The sequence below is a fragment of the Paenibacillus chitinolyticus genome (genome assembly GCF_045038035.1).
GTDB classification, from domain to species: Bacteria; Bacillota; Bacilli; order Paenibacillales; family NBRC-103111; genus Paenibacillus_F; species Paenibacillus_F chitinolyticus_A.
The window spans coordinates 2,588,103-2,603,759 of the sequence record NZ_CP173427.1; the positions used below are offsets into that span (position 1 = coordinate 2,588,103).

Here is a 15,657-nt window from a genome sequence, read left to right on the forward strand (position 1 = left end):
GCAGAAGGAGCCTGACAATACAGCCATTGGAAGGGAGCGAATTGAAGGATGAAAGAAAGCCCGTTTGCAGGTGCGCCGTACACGGGAATCTCCGGTAAAGTTGCCGTCGTGACGGGCGCCGCCCAAGGCATCGGTGAAGCGGCGGCAGCCGTTTTTGCAGGACTGGGCGCCGTAATTGCCGCCGTAGATCTCCAAGAGGAGAAGGTGAAGCGGACAGCCGAAGATCTGACAAGCTCGGGCGCCTCCGCCGCAGCCTATACGGCCGACGTGTCGGACAGCAGGAGCGTGGAAGAAGTCATTGCCCGTATCGAGCGTGAGCAGGGACCGGTCGATATACTCGTGCATGCGGCGGGAGTGCTGCAGCACGGAACCGGCGTAACGCTCGGCGACGAGGAGTGGGAGCGGACATTCGCCGTGAACACGACCGGCGCCTTCTATGTGTGCCGCTCCGTCATCAGCCGCATGTCCGGTCGCCGCAGGGGGTCGATCGTGCTGATCGGCTCTAATGCGGGGACCGTGCCGCGTTACGGCATGAGCGCCTACGCCGCTTCCAAAGCCGCCGCGGCCATGATGCTGAAATGCCTGGGTCTTGAACATGCCGCGGAAGGAATCCGCTGTAATATCGTTTCTCCGGGATCGACGGATACACCGATGCAGCGGGGCATGTGGGAAGACGACAGCGGGGAATTCAAGACGATTTCGGGCTCGCCGGAACTGTACAAGCTGGGCATTCCGCTCGGAAAGCTGGCGACTCCGGAGGATATCGCCTGGGCCGCGGCTTTTCTCTCGTCGGATCAGGCGGGACATATAACGCTTCACGATATCCGAATCGACGGCGGAGCCACGCTCGGCCGCTGACAGATCAAAAGGAGTGGTAAACATGATGCTGGGACAAAAGGAAAAATTGTTATCCCCGGCCGACCTGCTCGATAAATACAGCGAAGGCTCGGCGTTTTATTTCGGCTCGCCCCGCCTGACGCTGCTTGCGGAAGGGGAGCTTGTCCGGCTTTCCGTTGAAGGGAAAGGGGAAGAACTGGAACGGCTGCCCCGCCGGGTCGCGGACCTGCTGGCGGGTGTCCGTGCGGGGAATGCCGCCGAACCCGTTATCGTCGGCGCGATTCCGTTCACCGTGAACAGCGGTGTCAGACCCGAACTGTTCGTTCCGCTGCAAACCCTGTGGGCGGGTCCCCTGCCGGAATCGGAGGAGGTCCTTGCCGAGATTGCGGGCGATACGGACCGTCCTGTTTTTGACGGGAAAGCGGACGGCGGAACCTTCAACATCGTCTCGTTTCCAACGGAATCCGATTACGAGGCGGCGGTGCGGAAAGGACTGGAGCAGCTGAGGTCCGGCAAACTGCGCAAGGTCGTCCTTTCGCGTTCGCTGCGGCTGGAAAATTGCCCGCCCGTTCAAACGGGGCATCTCCTGCGCCGTCTCGCGGCAAGCAATACGCGCGGCTGCACGTTTGCCGTTCCTTTGCGGGGGCAGCAATCCGCAGCGGCCGGCAGCGGCTGCAACGCCGGACCGGGCCAAGGCGCGGCCCCGGCTTCTGCCGCCCGTACGCTGATCGGCGCCAGTCCGGAGCTGCTTGTCGCGCGCTCGGGCCAGCTGGTCACGGCCAACCCCCTGGCCGGCTCGGCCGCCCGCAGCGGCGATCCCGCCGAGGACAAGCGGCGTGCGGACGCGCTCCTGCTGTCGGCCAAAGACCGCCACGAGCATGCGGTTGTGGTCGAAGCGGTAGTCTCCGCGCTCCGGCCTTACTGCCGGAAGCTCGATGTACCGGCCGAGCCTTCGGTCATCGGGACCAAAACGATGTGGCATCTGTCCACGAAGGTGACCGGAGAGCTGCTGGAACCGGCGGCAAGTTCCCTTGAACTGGCGGTCGCGATGCACCCGACGCCAGCGGTGTGCGGCACCCCGACAGGTCCCGCGAGAACCGCCATCCGCGAGCTCGAATCGTTTGACCGGAGGTATTTTACCGGAATGGTCGGCTGGTGCGATGCGGCGGGCGACGGCGAATGGGCGGTGACGATCCGCTGCGCAGAGATCGGGGAGGATGCCGTGACTTTATACGCGGGCGCCGGGATAGTCGAAGGTTCGGACCCCGCTGCCGAGCTGGCCGAAACCTCCTCGAAGCTCAAAACGCTGCTTCTCGCGATGGGAATGGACCCGGAGACGGGAAGCGGCGGGGGAGGGAAGAGCGTATGAGCGGAGATTATCCATACTGGCCGGACGAGTTCGTCCGGAAGTACCGCGAAGCGGGCTGCTGGCGCGGTGAAACGTTCGGCGGGATGCTCCGCGAACGTGCCGCCGCTCATGGGGACCGGACCGCCATTGTCGGCGGTGAAGCGCGTGTCAGCTACGCCGAGCTGGATTTGAACGCCGACCGGCTGGCTGCCGGTTTGAAAGGGCTCGGAATCCGGAAAGGCGACCGGGTCGTCGTGCAGCTTCCGAACGTGCCGGTTTTCTTTGATGTGATTTTTGCGCTGTTCCGGATCGGTGCTCTCCCCGTCTTTGCACTGCCGCTCCATCGCCGGAGCGAAATTGTTCATATCGCTTCCTATTCGGAAGCGGCGGCTTATATCACCATCGACAAGTACGCCGGCTTCGACTACCGCACGCTGGCTTCGGAAGTGAAAGCCGAAGTTCCGGGTCTTCGTCACGTACTCGTAGCCGGAAATCCTGGTGATCATCGGAGTTTGGAAGAAACGTATGCACGCGAAATTCCGGCTATTCCGGGTAAATTATATCCCTTACAGGCGGACAGATCCGAGGGACAAGCATCCGATGGTCCGGACAAGCTGCCGGATACGCGGGATACGGGGCCTGCTCCCGGAGACACCGCTTTTCTGCAATTGTCCGGCGGAAGCACGGGGCTTCCCAAGCTCATCCCGCGTACGCACGACGATTACATATACAGTCTTCGGCGCAGCGCGGAAGTATGCGGGCTGGACGGCGGCAGCGTATATCTGGCCGCTTTGCCGGTCGCGCATAATTTTCCGCTGAGCTCGCCCGGGGCGCTCGGAACCTTGTACGCCGGAGGTACGGTCGTGCTTGCGCGGTCGGGCAGTCCGGACGAGGTGTTTCCGCTGATCAGGAAGGAAAAATGCACCATTGCGGCCGTCGTTCCGCCGCTGGCGCTTGTCTGGCTGGAGGCCGCCCGGACGAGAGGCGAAAACCTTCATCCGCTCCAGGTTCTTCAAGTAGGCGGGGCCAAATTCAGCGAGGAGGCGGCCAAGCGCGTCAAGCCCGAGCTGGGCTGCACGCTCCAGCAGGTTTTCGGCATGGCCGAAGGTCTTGTGAATTACACCCGGCTGGATGATGCGGAAAGCGTCATTACGGGCACACAAGGACGGCCCATGTCACCGCTTGACGAAGTGCTTATTCTCGATGACGAGGATCGTCCGGCGGCTCCGGGAACGATCGGTCATCTGCTTACCCGGGGACCTTATACCATCCGCGGCTATTACAAAGCCCCCGAGCACAATGCGCGCAGCTTTACTCCGGACGGCTTTTACCGGACGGGAGACCTGGCACGTCTGACCCCCGAGGGTAATCTCGTGGTGGAAGGCAGAGCCAAGGATCAGATTAACCGGGGGGGCGACAAAGTAGGCACGGAGGAAGTGGAAAACCACCTGCTTGCCCATCCCGCCGTCCGGGACGCCGCCATCGTGGCGATGCCCGACGAATTTCTGGGCGAGCGTTCCTGCGCTTTTATTTTGTCTAGGGATCCTCATACGGGAGGCGACGAACTGCGTTCCTTCCTCCGCCGCCGGGGTTTGGCCGCTTACAAAATCCCGGACCGGTTCGAATTCATCGATTCGTTTCCCCAGACCGGAGTCGGAAAGGTGAGCAAGAAGGAGCTTCGCCGGCGTATTGCGGCTTTGCTGCTGGAAGAAGCCGGAGTTAAAAGCTAGATTCGCACAGCGGGTCTATCGGGCATGGATAGCCCGGTTAATTTTATACAGCCTGACAAGGAGAGGATTGAAATGGCAATACCATCCGTACAATCATACCCGATGCCTACGGCAAAGGATTTACCCGTAAACCGGGTTTCCTGGACACCCGACCCGTCCCGGGCGGCGTTCCTTATTCACGATATGCAGCAGTATTTTATGGCCTGTTTCGAACCGGGAAAATCGCCCGGAGTTGAGCTGACGGAGCATATCCGGCTCCTTGCAAGTCGCTGCAGAGAACTCGGCGTGCCGGTTATTTATTCGGCCCAGCCCGGTGCCCAGACACCCGAACAGCGCAGGCTGCTTCAAGATTTTTGGGGGTCCGGTATCGGACCCGACCCCCGGGAACAGCAAATCATTGCGGAACTCGAACCCGGAGACAACGATATCCGGCTGACCAAATGGCGCTACAGCGCTTTTCAGAAAACGGATTTGGCCGAGCAGCTGAAAGCGATGGGACGGGACCAGCTGATTATCGTCGGCATTTATGCCCATATCGGCTGTCTGATGACGGCCTGCGAGGCTTTTATGAGAGATATCGAGGCCTTTATGGTCAGTGACGCTCTCGCCGATTTTTCGCGGGAAAAACACGATCTGGCGCTGGAATACGCGGCCGAGCGCTGCGCGTTCACTCTGACGACGGAGCATCTTCTGGCGCAGTGGGCAAAAGAGACTCCGGAGGCCGTGAACCCCGGGCAGACGGAAGCGCGGGCCGCTTCAAACGCAGGCGGCCCCTTAAACGGCGCAGCCTCCGGTATCGCCGAAACCGCCGCGGCTGACGTCCGGGCGGACGGGCCGGAAGTGACGGGCGCTCCCGATCCGTACGCCTTTGCTTTGTCGGCTCTGCGGCAGCAGGTTGCCGGGCTTTTGCGGGAGCGGCCGGATGCGATAGGAGACGAGGATAATCTGCCGGAATATTGGGGACTCGACTCCATCCGGATTATGACATTGGCCGAACGCTGGAGAAACCTGGGGGCGTCCGTTACGTTCGCGGAGCTTGCCGAAGAACCGACGCTGCTTGCCTGGAGCAGACTGCTGGCTTCCAGAACCGTAACCTTCGTCCCGAACGGGGATTATTACGATGCGGCCGCAAGGGGGGATCGCTGATGATAGGGAGCGCCCTTCGGCTGCCGCTTTCCGGCGCTCAGCAAGGAATCTGGTACGCCCATCAAATGGACGCGCAGCGTTCCGTTTACAACACGGCGGAATGGCTGGAGATTCACGGAGACATAAACGAGGAACTGCTGGAGCAAGCGCTGCGGCTGACGGTACAGGAAGCGAAGTGGCTGCACGCCCGCTTCGGCGAGGACGGCGACGGACCGTGGCAGGAGCTGGGACCCGAAACGGACTGGGCTCTGCTGAAAATAGACGTCAGCCGGATGAATCATCCTCGTGCCGAGGCGGAAGCCTGGATGCGCCAGGATTTGCAGAAGCCCGTGGAACTCGCGGAAGGACCTTTGTTTACCCAGGCGCTGATCCGGCTGGCTTCCGACCGCTGGTGCTGGTATCAGCGCATTCATCATATACTGATCGACGCGTACGGCTATGCGCTGCTGCACCGGAGAGCGTCTCGGATTTATACCGCTCTCGCAGCCGGCGGACCCGTTCCGCCGCATAATTTCGGTTCTCCCGAGCAAGTTCTCCGCGAGGAGGAAGCATACCGGGCATCGGGGCAGCACGAGCGGGACCGGGCGTACTGGCTGGACAAGCTCGCGGACGCACCCGACTCCTCCGTCATGGGCAGAGGCGGAAACAGCCCGGACGGCAGCCCTCTCCGGCAGTCGGGGCGGCTTGCTGCCGCGGCAAGCCGCGTACTGGCCGAATCCGCCGCTGGGGCCGGATGCAGTTGGGCGGAAGCGGTGCTTGCCGCCGCCGCCGCTTACGTGCACCGGATGACGGGCTCCGCGGATATCCGGCTCGGCCTTCCTTTAATGAACCGGCTGGGCAGCTCGGCCCTGAATGTACCCGGTATGGTCATGAACGTCCTGCCGTTGTGCCTGACCGTAAGGCCCGAAACGAGCTGGGGAGACTTGAGACAGCAAGTTGCGGCGGAACTGCGCAAACTCCGCAGGCATCAGCGCTACCGGCAGCATGATCTTGTAAGAGATCTGGGTCTGCTGGGCGAGAGGCGAAGGCTTTACGGGCCGATGATCAACATCATTCCGTTCGTGGAAACCCCTTCTTTCGCCTCGGCCGGAACGGTTCGGCACTCCATTTACGCAGGACCCGCCGACGATCTGTCTCTGCATATTTACGAAGCCTCAGACGGTGACGGCTTGCAGATCGATTTCGATGCGAATCCCGGCATTTACAGCGGGCAGGAACTTTCGGGCCACCGGCGCCGTTTTCTCAGCTTCCTCGAGTCGGCCGCCTTCGCTGACCCGGATACACCCGCCGGACTGCTGGACACACTGCTGCCTTCGGAGAAGGACCTGCTCCTGAACCGCTGGATCGATACCGCCTGCGACGTGCCCGGAGATACACCCGCGGAGCTGATCCGCCGTCGTGCGGAGCTCTCGCCCGATGCGGCTGCCGTTCTGTGCGGCGGACGGACGCTGACGTACGCGGAGCTGGACCGGCAGGCAGCGGTTCTCGGCGCGGAGCTTAGACGACTCGGGATCGGACCCGAGCGGCTCGTCGCGATTGCGCTCCCGCGGAGCGAGGCGGCCGTCGTTTCCATCCTGGCGGTTCTCCGGCTGGGAGCGGCCTATATGCCGGTTGACCCGGACTATCCGGCGGAGCGCATCGCCTACATGCTGGACGATGCGCAGCCGGCCTGCCTCCTGACGGATACAGAGTCGATGCGTTCGCTGCCGGATACGGGCGATGTGTCCTTGCTGCTGCTCGATCAACCGGGCAAGGGAGACCGCGCGGAAAGTCCCGGTTCCATTCCGGAAACCGGAGACCAGGCAGATGCCGAATGTCATCCGCTGCGCCCGTCTCCGCTCAATCCCGCTTATGTGATCTATACCTCCGGCTCCACCGGCAGGCCGAAAGGCGTGCCCGTAACCTACGGCGGCCTCGCCAATCTGCTCGACGCCATGCAGAGGAAGTTCCGTCTTCAAGAAGGAGACAGCTTCTTATCGGTGACGACCCTTGCGTTCGATATTTCCGTGATGGAAATTTTGCTGCCGCTGATCGGAGGCGCTTGCCTGGATATCGCATCCCGGGAGCTGATTCTCGAACCGGGGGCGCTGGCCCGCAGAATAAGGTCGACCGGAGCCTCCATCATGCAGGCGACGCCGACTTTGTGGCAGGCGCTCGTATCGGCAAGGCCGGGAAGGCTCGACGGCCTGCGCGTCATTGCGGGAGGGGAAGCGTTGCCCTTGAGCCTCCAGCTTGCCCTGCAGGAACTCGGCTGCGAGGTGCACAACCAATACGGCCCGACGGAAACGGCCATCTATTCTACCGCGGCCGCACTTCCGGGGGATTCGATGATCAAGCCTCCGATCGGCCCGCCGATCGCCAACACCCGGACGTATATCCTGGATGCCGGGCTCCAGCCCGTTCCTCCGGGAGCCGAAGGGGAATTGTACATCGCAGGCGCCGGAGTGGCCCGCGGTTATCTGAACAAACCCGTTCAAACGGCGGAGCGTTTCGTAGCCGATCCGTGGGGAGAGCCGGGTTCGCGCATGTACCGCACGGGCGATCTGGCCCGCTGGCTTCCGGACGGAAGCATCGATTATTTGGGCCGGGCGGATCATCAGGTAAAATTGCGCGGCTTCCGGATCGAACTAGGCGAAATCGAATCCCGTATCGCCGGACAGCCCGGCATAGCTCAAGCGGTTGTCGTGGTCAGGGAAGACAGGCCAGGGGAGCGGAGACTCACCGCGTATGTCGTGCCCGAGGAGCTTCATGAACCGGATCATGCCCGATTGAAAAAACAGCTTCAGCAGGAGCTGCCCGAGTATATGGTCCCGCTTGTCTGGGTTACCCTGGCGAGTCTTCCGCTGACGCCCAATAAAAAAGTCGACCGCAAGGCGCTGCCCGTTCCGAAAATGGCCGGCTCCGTTAAAGAAGCTTCCGCGCGGACGCCTCACGAGGAACTTCTATGCCAGGTATTCGCGGAGGTGCTCGGCTTGTCCTCGGTTGGCATCGACGACGACTTTTTCCGTCTGGGCGGGCATTCGCTTCTGGCCGGACGAGCGGTTCTGCGCATACGCGAAACGACGGGAGTAGATGTGCGGTTGTCCGGCATATTCGAAGCGCCGACGGTTCGCGAACTTGCACTGCTGCTGGGACGGAAGGGGATAGCTATCCCGCCGGTCGTTCCGGCCGCTCCGGGGGCCGCAGTCCCTCTATCGAGGGCTCAGAGACGCTTGTGGTTCCTGTACCGCCTGGAGGGACCGAGTTCCACCTACAACATCCCGCTGGTGTGCACACTCTCCGGGAAGCTGGACCGTCAGGCGTTGAAGCAGGCCCTGCTCGACGTTGCCGGGCGTCACGAGCCGCTGCGCACCGTATTTCCGGAGACGGCTGACGGCATGCCGCAGATCCGCATCATGGATCGCGAAGCTGCCGCCGAGATGTTTGTGTTTCAGGTTGTTCCGGCAGAGGGCCTGGAGGGAGACGACTGGGAGGAAGCGCTCGACCGGGAAGTTCGTCACGGATTCGAGCTGTCTTCCGAGATCCCGCTGAAAGCGGTCCTTTTTGAACGGGATGAAGAGGAATACGTCCTGCTGCTCATCGTGCATCATATCGCGGCAGACGGCTGGTCGCTCTCGGTTATCACGTCGGATCTGACCGCCGCCTATGCGGCCCGGGTTGCAGGCCGTGACCCTTCATTCAGCGATACTCCGGTCCGGTACGGCGATTTTACGCTGTGGCAGGAAAAACTGCTGGAAGAAGAAAGCGAGCCGCAGAGTCTGATGGGAAGCCAGCTGGCGTACTGGAAAGAGGCGCTGCGGGATCTGCCCGAGGAGCTGCCGCTGCCGGCCGACCATCCGCGCCCGTCCGTGTCCGGACAAGCCGGGGGTGTGATTCCGTTCCGGATCGGCGAAGACTTGCACGCGCAGCTGCTCGAACTGGCGGCCGAAGGGAAAGCCAGCTTGTTCATGGTGCTGCATGCGGCGCTGGCGGCGCTGCTGTCCCGGTTGGGCGGCGGCGAGGACATACCGGTCGGAAGCCCCGCCGCGGGACGGCCGGACGAAGCGACCGGATCGCTCGTGGGCATGTTCATCAACACGCTCGTGCTCCGGGCGGATCTTTCCGGACAGCCCACGTTCCGCGAACTGCTCGCACGCGTCCGGCAGACGGATCTCAGCGCCTACGAGAATCAGGAGCTGCCGTTCGAGCGGCTGGTCGAGGCGCTGAGTCCGGCACGGTCCCGTTCACGGCATCCGCTGTTTCAGATTATGCTCGTGCTGCAAAATACACCGGCCGCGAGGCTGGACCTGCCGGGAATCGCCTCGAAGCTGGAGCTGCGGGGAACAGGTTCATCCAAGTTCGATCTTACATTCGAACTTACAGAGCACCGGCGCCCGGACGGGGAACCGTGCGGCATAGAAGGCTTGCTGGAATACAGCGCGGATTTGTACCTGCCGCACACGGCCGAAGCATTTACCGAGCGGTTTCTGAAGCTGCTGGAACAAGCTGCGGCGCAGCCCGATCAGCCGGTCGGCCGCATAAGCGTGCTGCTGGAGGAAGAGAGGCTCGCGCTCACGGCCAAGCCGAAAACGGAGGCTGCCAAGCAAACGATCGCAGGCGGCAAACGGTCCGCCTCGGGACGAACCCTTACGGAGCAGTTCGAAGGGCAGGCCGCACTCCGGCCGGATGCTCCCGCTGTCGTGTACGGCACGCAGACGCTGAGCTATCGGCAGCTCAACGAACGGGCGAACCGGATCGCCCGCCTCCTGATGGAGGAAGGAGCCGGACCCGAGCAGTTCGTAGCGCTGGCTCTGCCGAGATCGGCGGATCTTCCGGCCGCTGTGCTGGGCGTTCTGAAAACGGGAGCGGCGTATCTGCCCCTCGATCCCGATTATCCGGCCGACAGGCTGGCCTACATGCTGGAAGATGCGGGACCTTCGATTCTTGTTACTTCGGCGGACGCCGCTGCAAGCATGCCGGAAAGAAGCAGCCTGAAAGTCGTGGTACTGGGCGACTTTACCTGCGAGGAGCGCCTGCGGAAGCTGCCGGATTCCGATCCCGAACCGGATCTGCGTGCAGGCAGACATAACGCCCTCCATCCGGCGTATCTCATCTACACGTCGGGCTCGACGGGCCGCCCCAAAGGGGTCGTTATTCCTCACGAAAATGTAATCCGGCTGATGGAATCGACAGAGGAATGGTTCGGCTTCGATGAGACGGACACCTGGACGCTGTTCCACTCCTATGCCTTCGACTTCTCGGTATGGGAGCTGTGGGGCGCACTGTTGTACGGAGGAAAACTCGTTGTCGTGCCGTTCTCCATAAGCCGTTCTCCGTCCGAATTCCTGGGTCTGCTGGAAGAACAGGGCGTTACGGTGCTCAATCAGACGCCTTCCGCTTTCTATCAGTTGATTCAGGCGGACCGGGAGCATTCGGAGAGAGCTTCGGATCTTTCGCTCAAACATGTCATTTTCGGAGGGGAAGCGCTTGATCCCGGAAAATTGGAGGAGTGGTACAGCCGCCATCCGGATCATTTCCCGAGACTCGTCAATATGTACGGCATAACGGAGACAACCGTGCATGTGAGCTACTATCCGTTGGACCGTCGCAGCGCGGAAGCAGGGTCCGGCAGCGTCATCGGCGTACCGATTCCCGACCTGGACGTATACGTGCTGGACGATAACCTGGAGCCTGTACCGTTCGGCGTAAGCGGGGAGATGTACGTGTCCGGTGCGGGACTTGCAAGAGGCTATTGGCAAAAGCCGGAGCTGTCCGCCCAGCGTTTTGTCGCCGATCCGTTCGGTACTCCGGCAAGCCGGATGTACCGGACAGGGGATCTGGCCAAGAGATTCGCGGACGGCTCCCTGGAGTACTTGGGTCGGGCCGACCAGCAGGTGAAGCTGCGCGGCTTCCGGATCGAGCCGGGCGAAATCGAAGCCGTGCTGGAGAAGCACCCGGCGGTTGCGCAGGCGGCCGTCGTCCTGCGGGAGGATCAGCCGGGTGACAAACGGCTGGCGGCGTATATCGTTCCCGCCGTGTCCGGCGAAGTACCGGACACGGGCATGATCCGTCTGCACGCTTCCGCGGCGCTGCCGGATCATATGGTCCCTTCCGGCGTCGTCGTGCTGGACAGTCTGCCGCTGACCGTTAACGGCAAGCTCGACCGCAAAGCGCTGCCGGCTCCCGTCTACGCTTCCGCCAGCGGAAACCGGAGTCCCCGGACGCCGCAGGAAGAAGTGCTGTGCGGACTGTTCGCGGAGACGCTCGGCCTGGAGGATGTCGGGATCGACGACGGATTTTTCGAACTGGGCGGGCATTCGATGCTGGCCGTCCGTCTCATGAGCCGGATACGGGAGGTATGGGGTAAGGATCCCGGTATCGGTCTTCTGTTCGAAACGCCTACAGTGGCCGGACTTGCCGCGAGGCTTGAAGAGGATACGGGTGACGGGGCGCTGGAGATGCTGCTGCCGCTGCGGTCCAACGGTTCCGGCGCTCCGCTGTTCTGCGTGCATCCGGCCGGAGGACTCAGCTGGTGCTACGCCGGCTTGATGAAGCATCTGAATCCGGACGTTCCGATCTACGGGCTGCAGGCGAGAGGCATAGCCGGTCCCGACCGGCTTCCGCAGACGCTGGGCGAGATGACGGAGGATTACATCCGCTGCATCCGAACCGTCCAGCCGGCGGGTCCGTACCGCCTGCTCGGATGGTCGCTGGGAGGCAACGTGGCTCACGCCATGGCGGTGCAGCTTCAGAAGGAAGGCGAATCCGTCGAATTTCTGGCGATGCTGGACGCCTATCCGAGCCATTACCTGCCGCTGCGGGGAGAGCCGGATGAAGAAGAGGCGCTGACCGCTCTGCTCGCTCTCGGCGGGTACGACCCCGACAGCATCGGAGACGGGCCGCTGACGATGGAAACCGCGATTGAGATTCTGCGCGGAGACAACAGCGCGCTGGCTTCGCTGAGTGTCGAGACGATCCGCCAGCTGCGTGTAACCTACGAAAACTCGGTCAAAATTTTGGCGGCCTACGTGCCGGAGAAATACGACGGCGATCTTCTGTTTTTCCATTCGACGATCATTCCGGACTGGTTCGATCCCATCGATCCCGATATGTGGATTCCATATGTGGGAGGAAAAATCGAGCGCCACGATATACAATGCCGGCACAAGGATTTGTGCCAGCCGGGACCGTTGTCCATCATCGGCCGTATGCTGGCCGGAAAGCTGTCATCCGCAAACATGAAGGAAGGGGAGGGGAGTTTCCATGGGCAATCCGTTTGACGATCAGAGCGGTTCCTTCCGGGTTCTTGTCAACGCCGAAGGGCAGTATTCGCTTTGGCCCGCTTTTATCCGGACACCGGACGGCTGGACGGCCGTTCTGGAGGAAGGCACGCACCGGGAATGTCTCGAATATATCGAGAGCAGCTGGACCGATATGAGGCCGGCCAGTCTGCGGGAGTAAAGAGACGGAGCATCCGATGGAAGCGGAGTTTTCCGAACCGTCGGGGTCGCTCACTTGACTTTTCTTTAAAAAAAGCTCGACCGCAAATATAGAAGGACGGTTCCGGTAAATGCCCGGACACCGTCTTTTTTTGTCGCTTGCAACGCTGCGATACGTCTTAAAGATGCAGAACGGAGTGCAACGCTTTCGGACCTTTGTCAGCGGAAAAACCGCTCTTGCCAGAAGAGCGGCCGGTTACGCGCTCCCGCTCCATACTGACGCTTGCAAAAACGGAAACGATACGTTATAGTGAATTTGATTAGATTATCTAACTAATAGGAACGATGAAGTCTGCACCGGGAATGATCGAACAGCGATAAGGCGGATAACGTCGAAGGGAGGTATATGAACGTGAACAGAAAACCCGCCAAGGAATATACGACCGAACAGCAGCTGCCGAGACTGGGGACGAAGCCTTATCGGGATTTGCTGGAACGCACCGCGAATTCCGATACGGACCGCGATTCCGCTCTTACAGGTCTCCTTATGCTCTGGGTCGGGGACAGTGTTCTCGATGTGATGGATATTCATTTATCCGATTACGACATCACGGAGAGCAAGATGGATATTCTGCTGCTTATCTTCCTTCATCAAGACCAAGAGCTCGTTACCCCTTCTTCCATAGCGGACCGGCTCGGCATACGCCGCTCCTCGGTGACGTCTTTATTGAACTGGCTCGACAAGAGAGACTTGATCATCCGCGAGCCGTACAGCAAAGACGGGCGAATGACACATATCCGGCTTAGTCCCGAAGGGAGCGGGTTGGTTCAACGGGTGCTGCCCGTATTCTGGTCCACCTGCGCGTCCCTCGTCGATGAATTGGATAAAGAGGAACGTGAGCTGTTTAATAAGATGCTCGTTAAGCTTAACAGAGGCATAGAAAAACGGCTCGGAGCCGGCAGATAATTTTTTTAGTCATGTAGTTAGATAATCTAATCATATATCCGTATTAAATCCATTCAACTTGAGGTGAAGTATGAATAATCAAGCCCCACTTACGAATGCTTCTGCCGTGCGCAGAAACTATTCCCTTATGACCGTGATTTTGTGCTGGTCCGGCCTGGCGATCATGTCCAGTTTGTATGTGACGATTCCCCTGACTTCGGTTTTTGCCCGGCTTTATGACATAACGCCGACACAGGCGGCCGCTGCGGGGAGCACGTTTTCGGTGGGCTTTGCCCTCGGATGCCTCATTTATGGCGCTATGTCCGATAAATACGGGCGAAAGAAGGTTATTTTCACCGGTCTTCTCGTTCTGACGCTTATTTCGTTTCTTTTGGCCATGGCCCATACGTTTGCTTGGATCGTGGTTCTCAGGGGGCTTCAAGGAGCGGCGGCAGCTACTTTCTCACCGGTGGCGCTTGCGTATGCCGTAGAGATGTATCCGGCGGAAAAGCGCGTAACGACGATCGGCTTCATCAGTACGGGATTTTTGACGGCCGGAATCGTGGGACAGGTGGTCAGTAGTCTTATCAGCGAACAGTACGGGTGGAACGCGGTATTTTATGTGCTTGCCGGCGTTTACGCACTGACTGCGGTTCTGGTTTATATTTTTCTTCCAAAAGGAGGCATCCAACAGGCCCACGCGAATATTTGGGAGCCAGTCCGGCAGATCGGGCAAGTTTTTGTCCGCAAGCAGCTCGTGTTCAGTTATGTGGTCGCTTTCGTTCTGCTCATGTCTTTTGTGAACATGTATACGGTGCTGGGCAGTTATTTAAGCGGAGCTCCCTTCGGTCTGGATAAACAGGGAGTTCTGGTTGTCCGGTCCATTGGAATCACGGCCATGCTTCTGTCGCCGTTTGCCGGACGTATCTCGAAACGCTTCGGAATACATATGACACTGCGGGGGTCTCTGGCGCTGGCGGCAGCCGGATTGGCTTCGATGGGGCTGATCTCCAGTCTGCCGGTTCTTGTTGCGGTAAGTCTCGTATTCGTGGCGGGCATCGCGCTGGCGGTTCCTTCACTCGTCTCTCTCGTCGGTCAACTGGGCGGTAAACTGCGCGGAATAGCGGTGTCCGTCTATACGTTCATTTTATTTGCGGGAACGAGCTTCGGTCCGGTGTTATCGCTTTCTTTTATGAAAAGCTTCAGCTATCCCGTTACGTTCCTTCTGCTCGCTTCCATTTTGTGCATAGGTTTGGCGGCAGCCTGTCTGATTGGCCGGGAGAAGCCTTTGGAAATTAAAAAATCCCGGTAAGGGAACGCACCGGTTTGTGTAGGGAGGGTTTAAACAACGTGCCTTCAGAAAACACCGGTCAATAAATGAAGCCAACTGTCCGCAGGGAAGCGGACGGGTGGCTTTTTTTGTCCGTCCGATGCAAATAAATGTAAATAAGCTGCTGGTAACGGCGGCACCGGTTGTGCTACGATTTCATCTAGAACGGAGTGAAGGTATGGAGAAGACTAGAGAGAATACCAGAGAGAAGACCAGATTATTGATCATTGAAGATGAAGAGCCTATCGCGGATTTGCTTGCTTACGGGCTGAACCGGGAAGGGTTTGAGGCTTTTACCGCCCATACGGCGGCGGAAGGCTTGCTCAAGATCGGCCAGGTGCGGCCCGATCTGCTTCTGCTCGACTGGATGCTGCCGGATTTGAGCGGGCTCGAAGTATGCAGACAGGTCACGGCCGCCTATAAAATCCCGATCATTATGATTACGGCCAAATCGGATATTACCGACAAGATTCAAGGGCTTGAATACGGGGCGGACGACTATATGACAAAACCGTTCGATTTGCGCGAGGTGGCTGTCCGCATCCGGACGGTGCTGAGGAGAGTCAGCCAAGCGAACGTAACGCCGGCAGCGCCGGCGGGGGCCGTAATCCGGTTCAGGGACATCGAAATCGTCGAACACGAACGAATCGTCACAATCGGCGACGAGGCTGTCGATCTGACTCCGAAAGAATTCGATCTTCTTCTCACGCTGTGCAAGTACAAAGGCAAGATTTTCACCCGGACGGAACTGCTGGATTTCGTATGGGGCTACGATTATACCGGAGATACGAGAACGGTCGACATCCACATTCAGCGGCTGCGCAAAAAACTGGGAGCGAGCGATCTGATCGTGACGGTATTCGGGGTGGGATACAAATTTGAAAAACAGGTGGATTAACGGC

Annotated in this window: 9 protein-coding genes; all 9 read left to right on the forward strand. The window is 60.0% G+C overall.

Annotation, left to right across the window (positions count from 1 at the left end; translation table 11 throughout):
- Positions 1 to 48: 48 nt before the first annotated feature.
- The 9 genes from ACI48J_RS11900 to ACI48J_RS11940 all read left to right on the forward strand — a co-directional run bounded on the left by ACI48J_RS11900 (position 49) and on the right by ACI48J_RS11940 (position 15,653).
- Positions 49 to 858 carry a 2,3-dihydro-2,3-dihydroxybenzoate dehydrogenase gene (locus tag ACI48J_RS11900; protein ID WP_405082904.1) on the forward strand — a complete coding sequence of 270 codons (810 nt, stop codon included), beginning with the start codon at positions 49 to 51 and terminating at the stop codon, positions 856 to 858.
- A gap of 22 nt (positions 859 to 880) precedes the next feature.
- Positions 881 to 2,206 (forward strand): isochorismate synthase, encoded by a 1,326-nt coding sequence (locus ACI48J_RS11905; RefSeq protein WP_405082905.1) that lies wholly within the window; start codon positions 881 to 883, stop codon positions 2,204 to 2,206.
- Complete coding sequence (locus ACI48J_RS11910) at positions 2,203 to 3,915, forward strand: (2,3-dihydroxybenzoyl)adenylate synthase (protein ID WP_405082906.1); 1,713 nt, start codon at positions 2,203 to 2,205, stop codon at positions 3,913 to 3,915. Before ACI48J_RS11905 ends, ACI48J_RS11910 begins: the two co-directional genes overlap by 4 nt.
- A gap of 72 nt (positions 3,916 to 3,987) precedes the next feature.
- Entirely contained in the window at positions 3,988 to 5,061 is a 1,074-nt protein-coding gene (locus tag ACI48J_RS11915) for an isochorismatase family protein (protein WP_405082907.1), read from the forward strand.
- On the forward strand, positions 5,061 to 12,320 hold the full coding sequence (locus ACI48J_RS11920; protein WP_405082908.1) for an amino acid adenylation domain-containing protein: 7,260 nt from the start codon (positions 5,061 to 5,063) through the stop codon (positions 12,318 to 12,320). Before ACI48J_RS11915 ends, ACI48J_RS11920 begins: the two co-directional genes overlap by 1 nt.
- On the forward strand, positions 12,304 to 12,501 hold the full coding sequence (locus ACI48J_RS11925; RefSeq protein WP_326052630.1) for an MbtH family protein: 198 nt from the start codon (positions 12,304 to 12,306) through the stop codon (positions 12,499 to 12,501). Before ACI48J_RS11920 ends, ACI48J_RS11925 begins: the two co-directional genes overlap by 17 nt.
- A gap of 384 nt (positions 12,502 to 12,885) precedes the next feature.
- Complete coding sequence (locus ACI48J_RS11930; RefSeq protein WP_405082909.1) at positions 12,886 to 13,446, forward strand: MarR family winged helix-turn-helix transcriptional regulator; 561 nt, start codon at positions 12,886 to 12,888, stop codon at positions 13,444 to 13,446.
- Between the two features lie 70 nt (positions 13,447 to 13,516).
- Positions 13,517 to 14,737: an MFS transporter gene (locus tag ACI48J_RS11935; protein WP_405082910.1), complete on the forward strand. Its 1,221-nt coding sequence runs from the start codon at positions 13,517 to 13,519 to the stop codon at positions 14,735 to 14,737.
- A gap of 196 nt (positions 14,738 to 14,933) precedes the next feature.
- Positions 14,934 to 15,653, forward strand: a complete 720-nt coding sequence (locus tag ACI48J_RS11940) for a response regulator transcription factor (protein ID WP_326052624.1) — start codon at positions 14,934 to 14,936, stop codon at positions 15,651 to 15,653.
- Positions 15,654 to 15,657 lie beyond the last annotated feature (4 nt).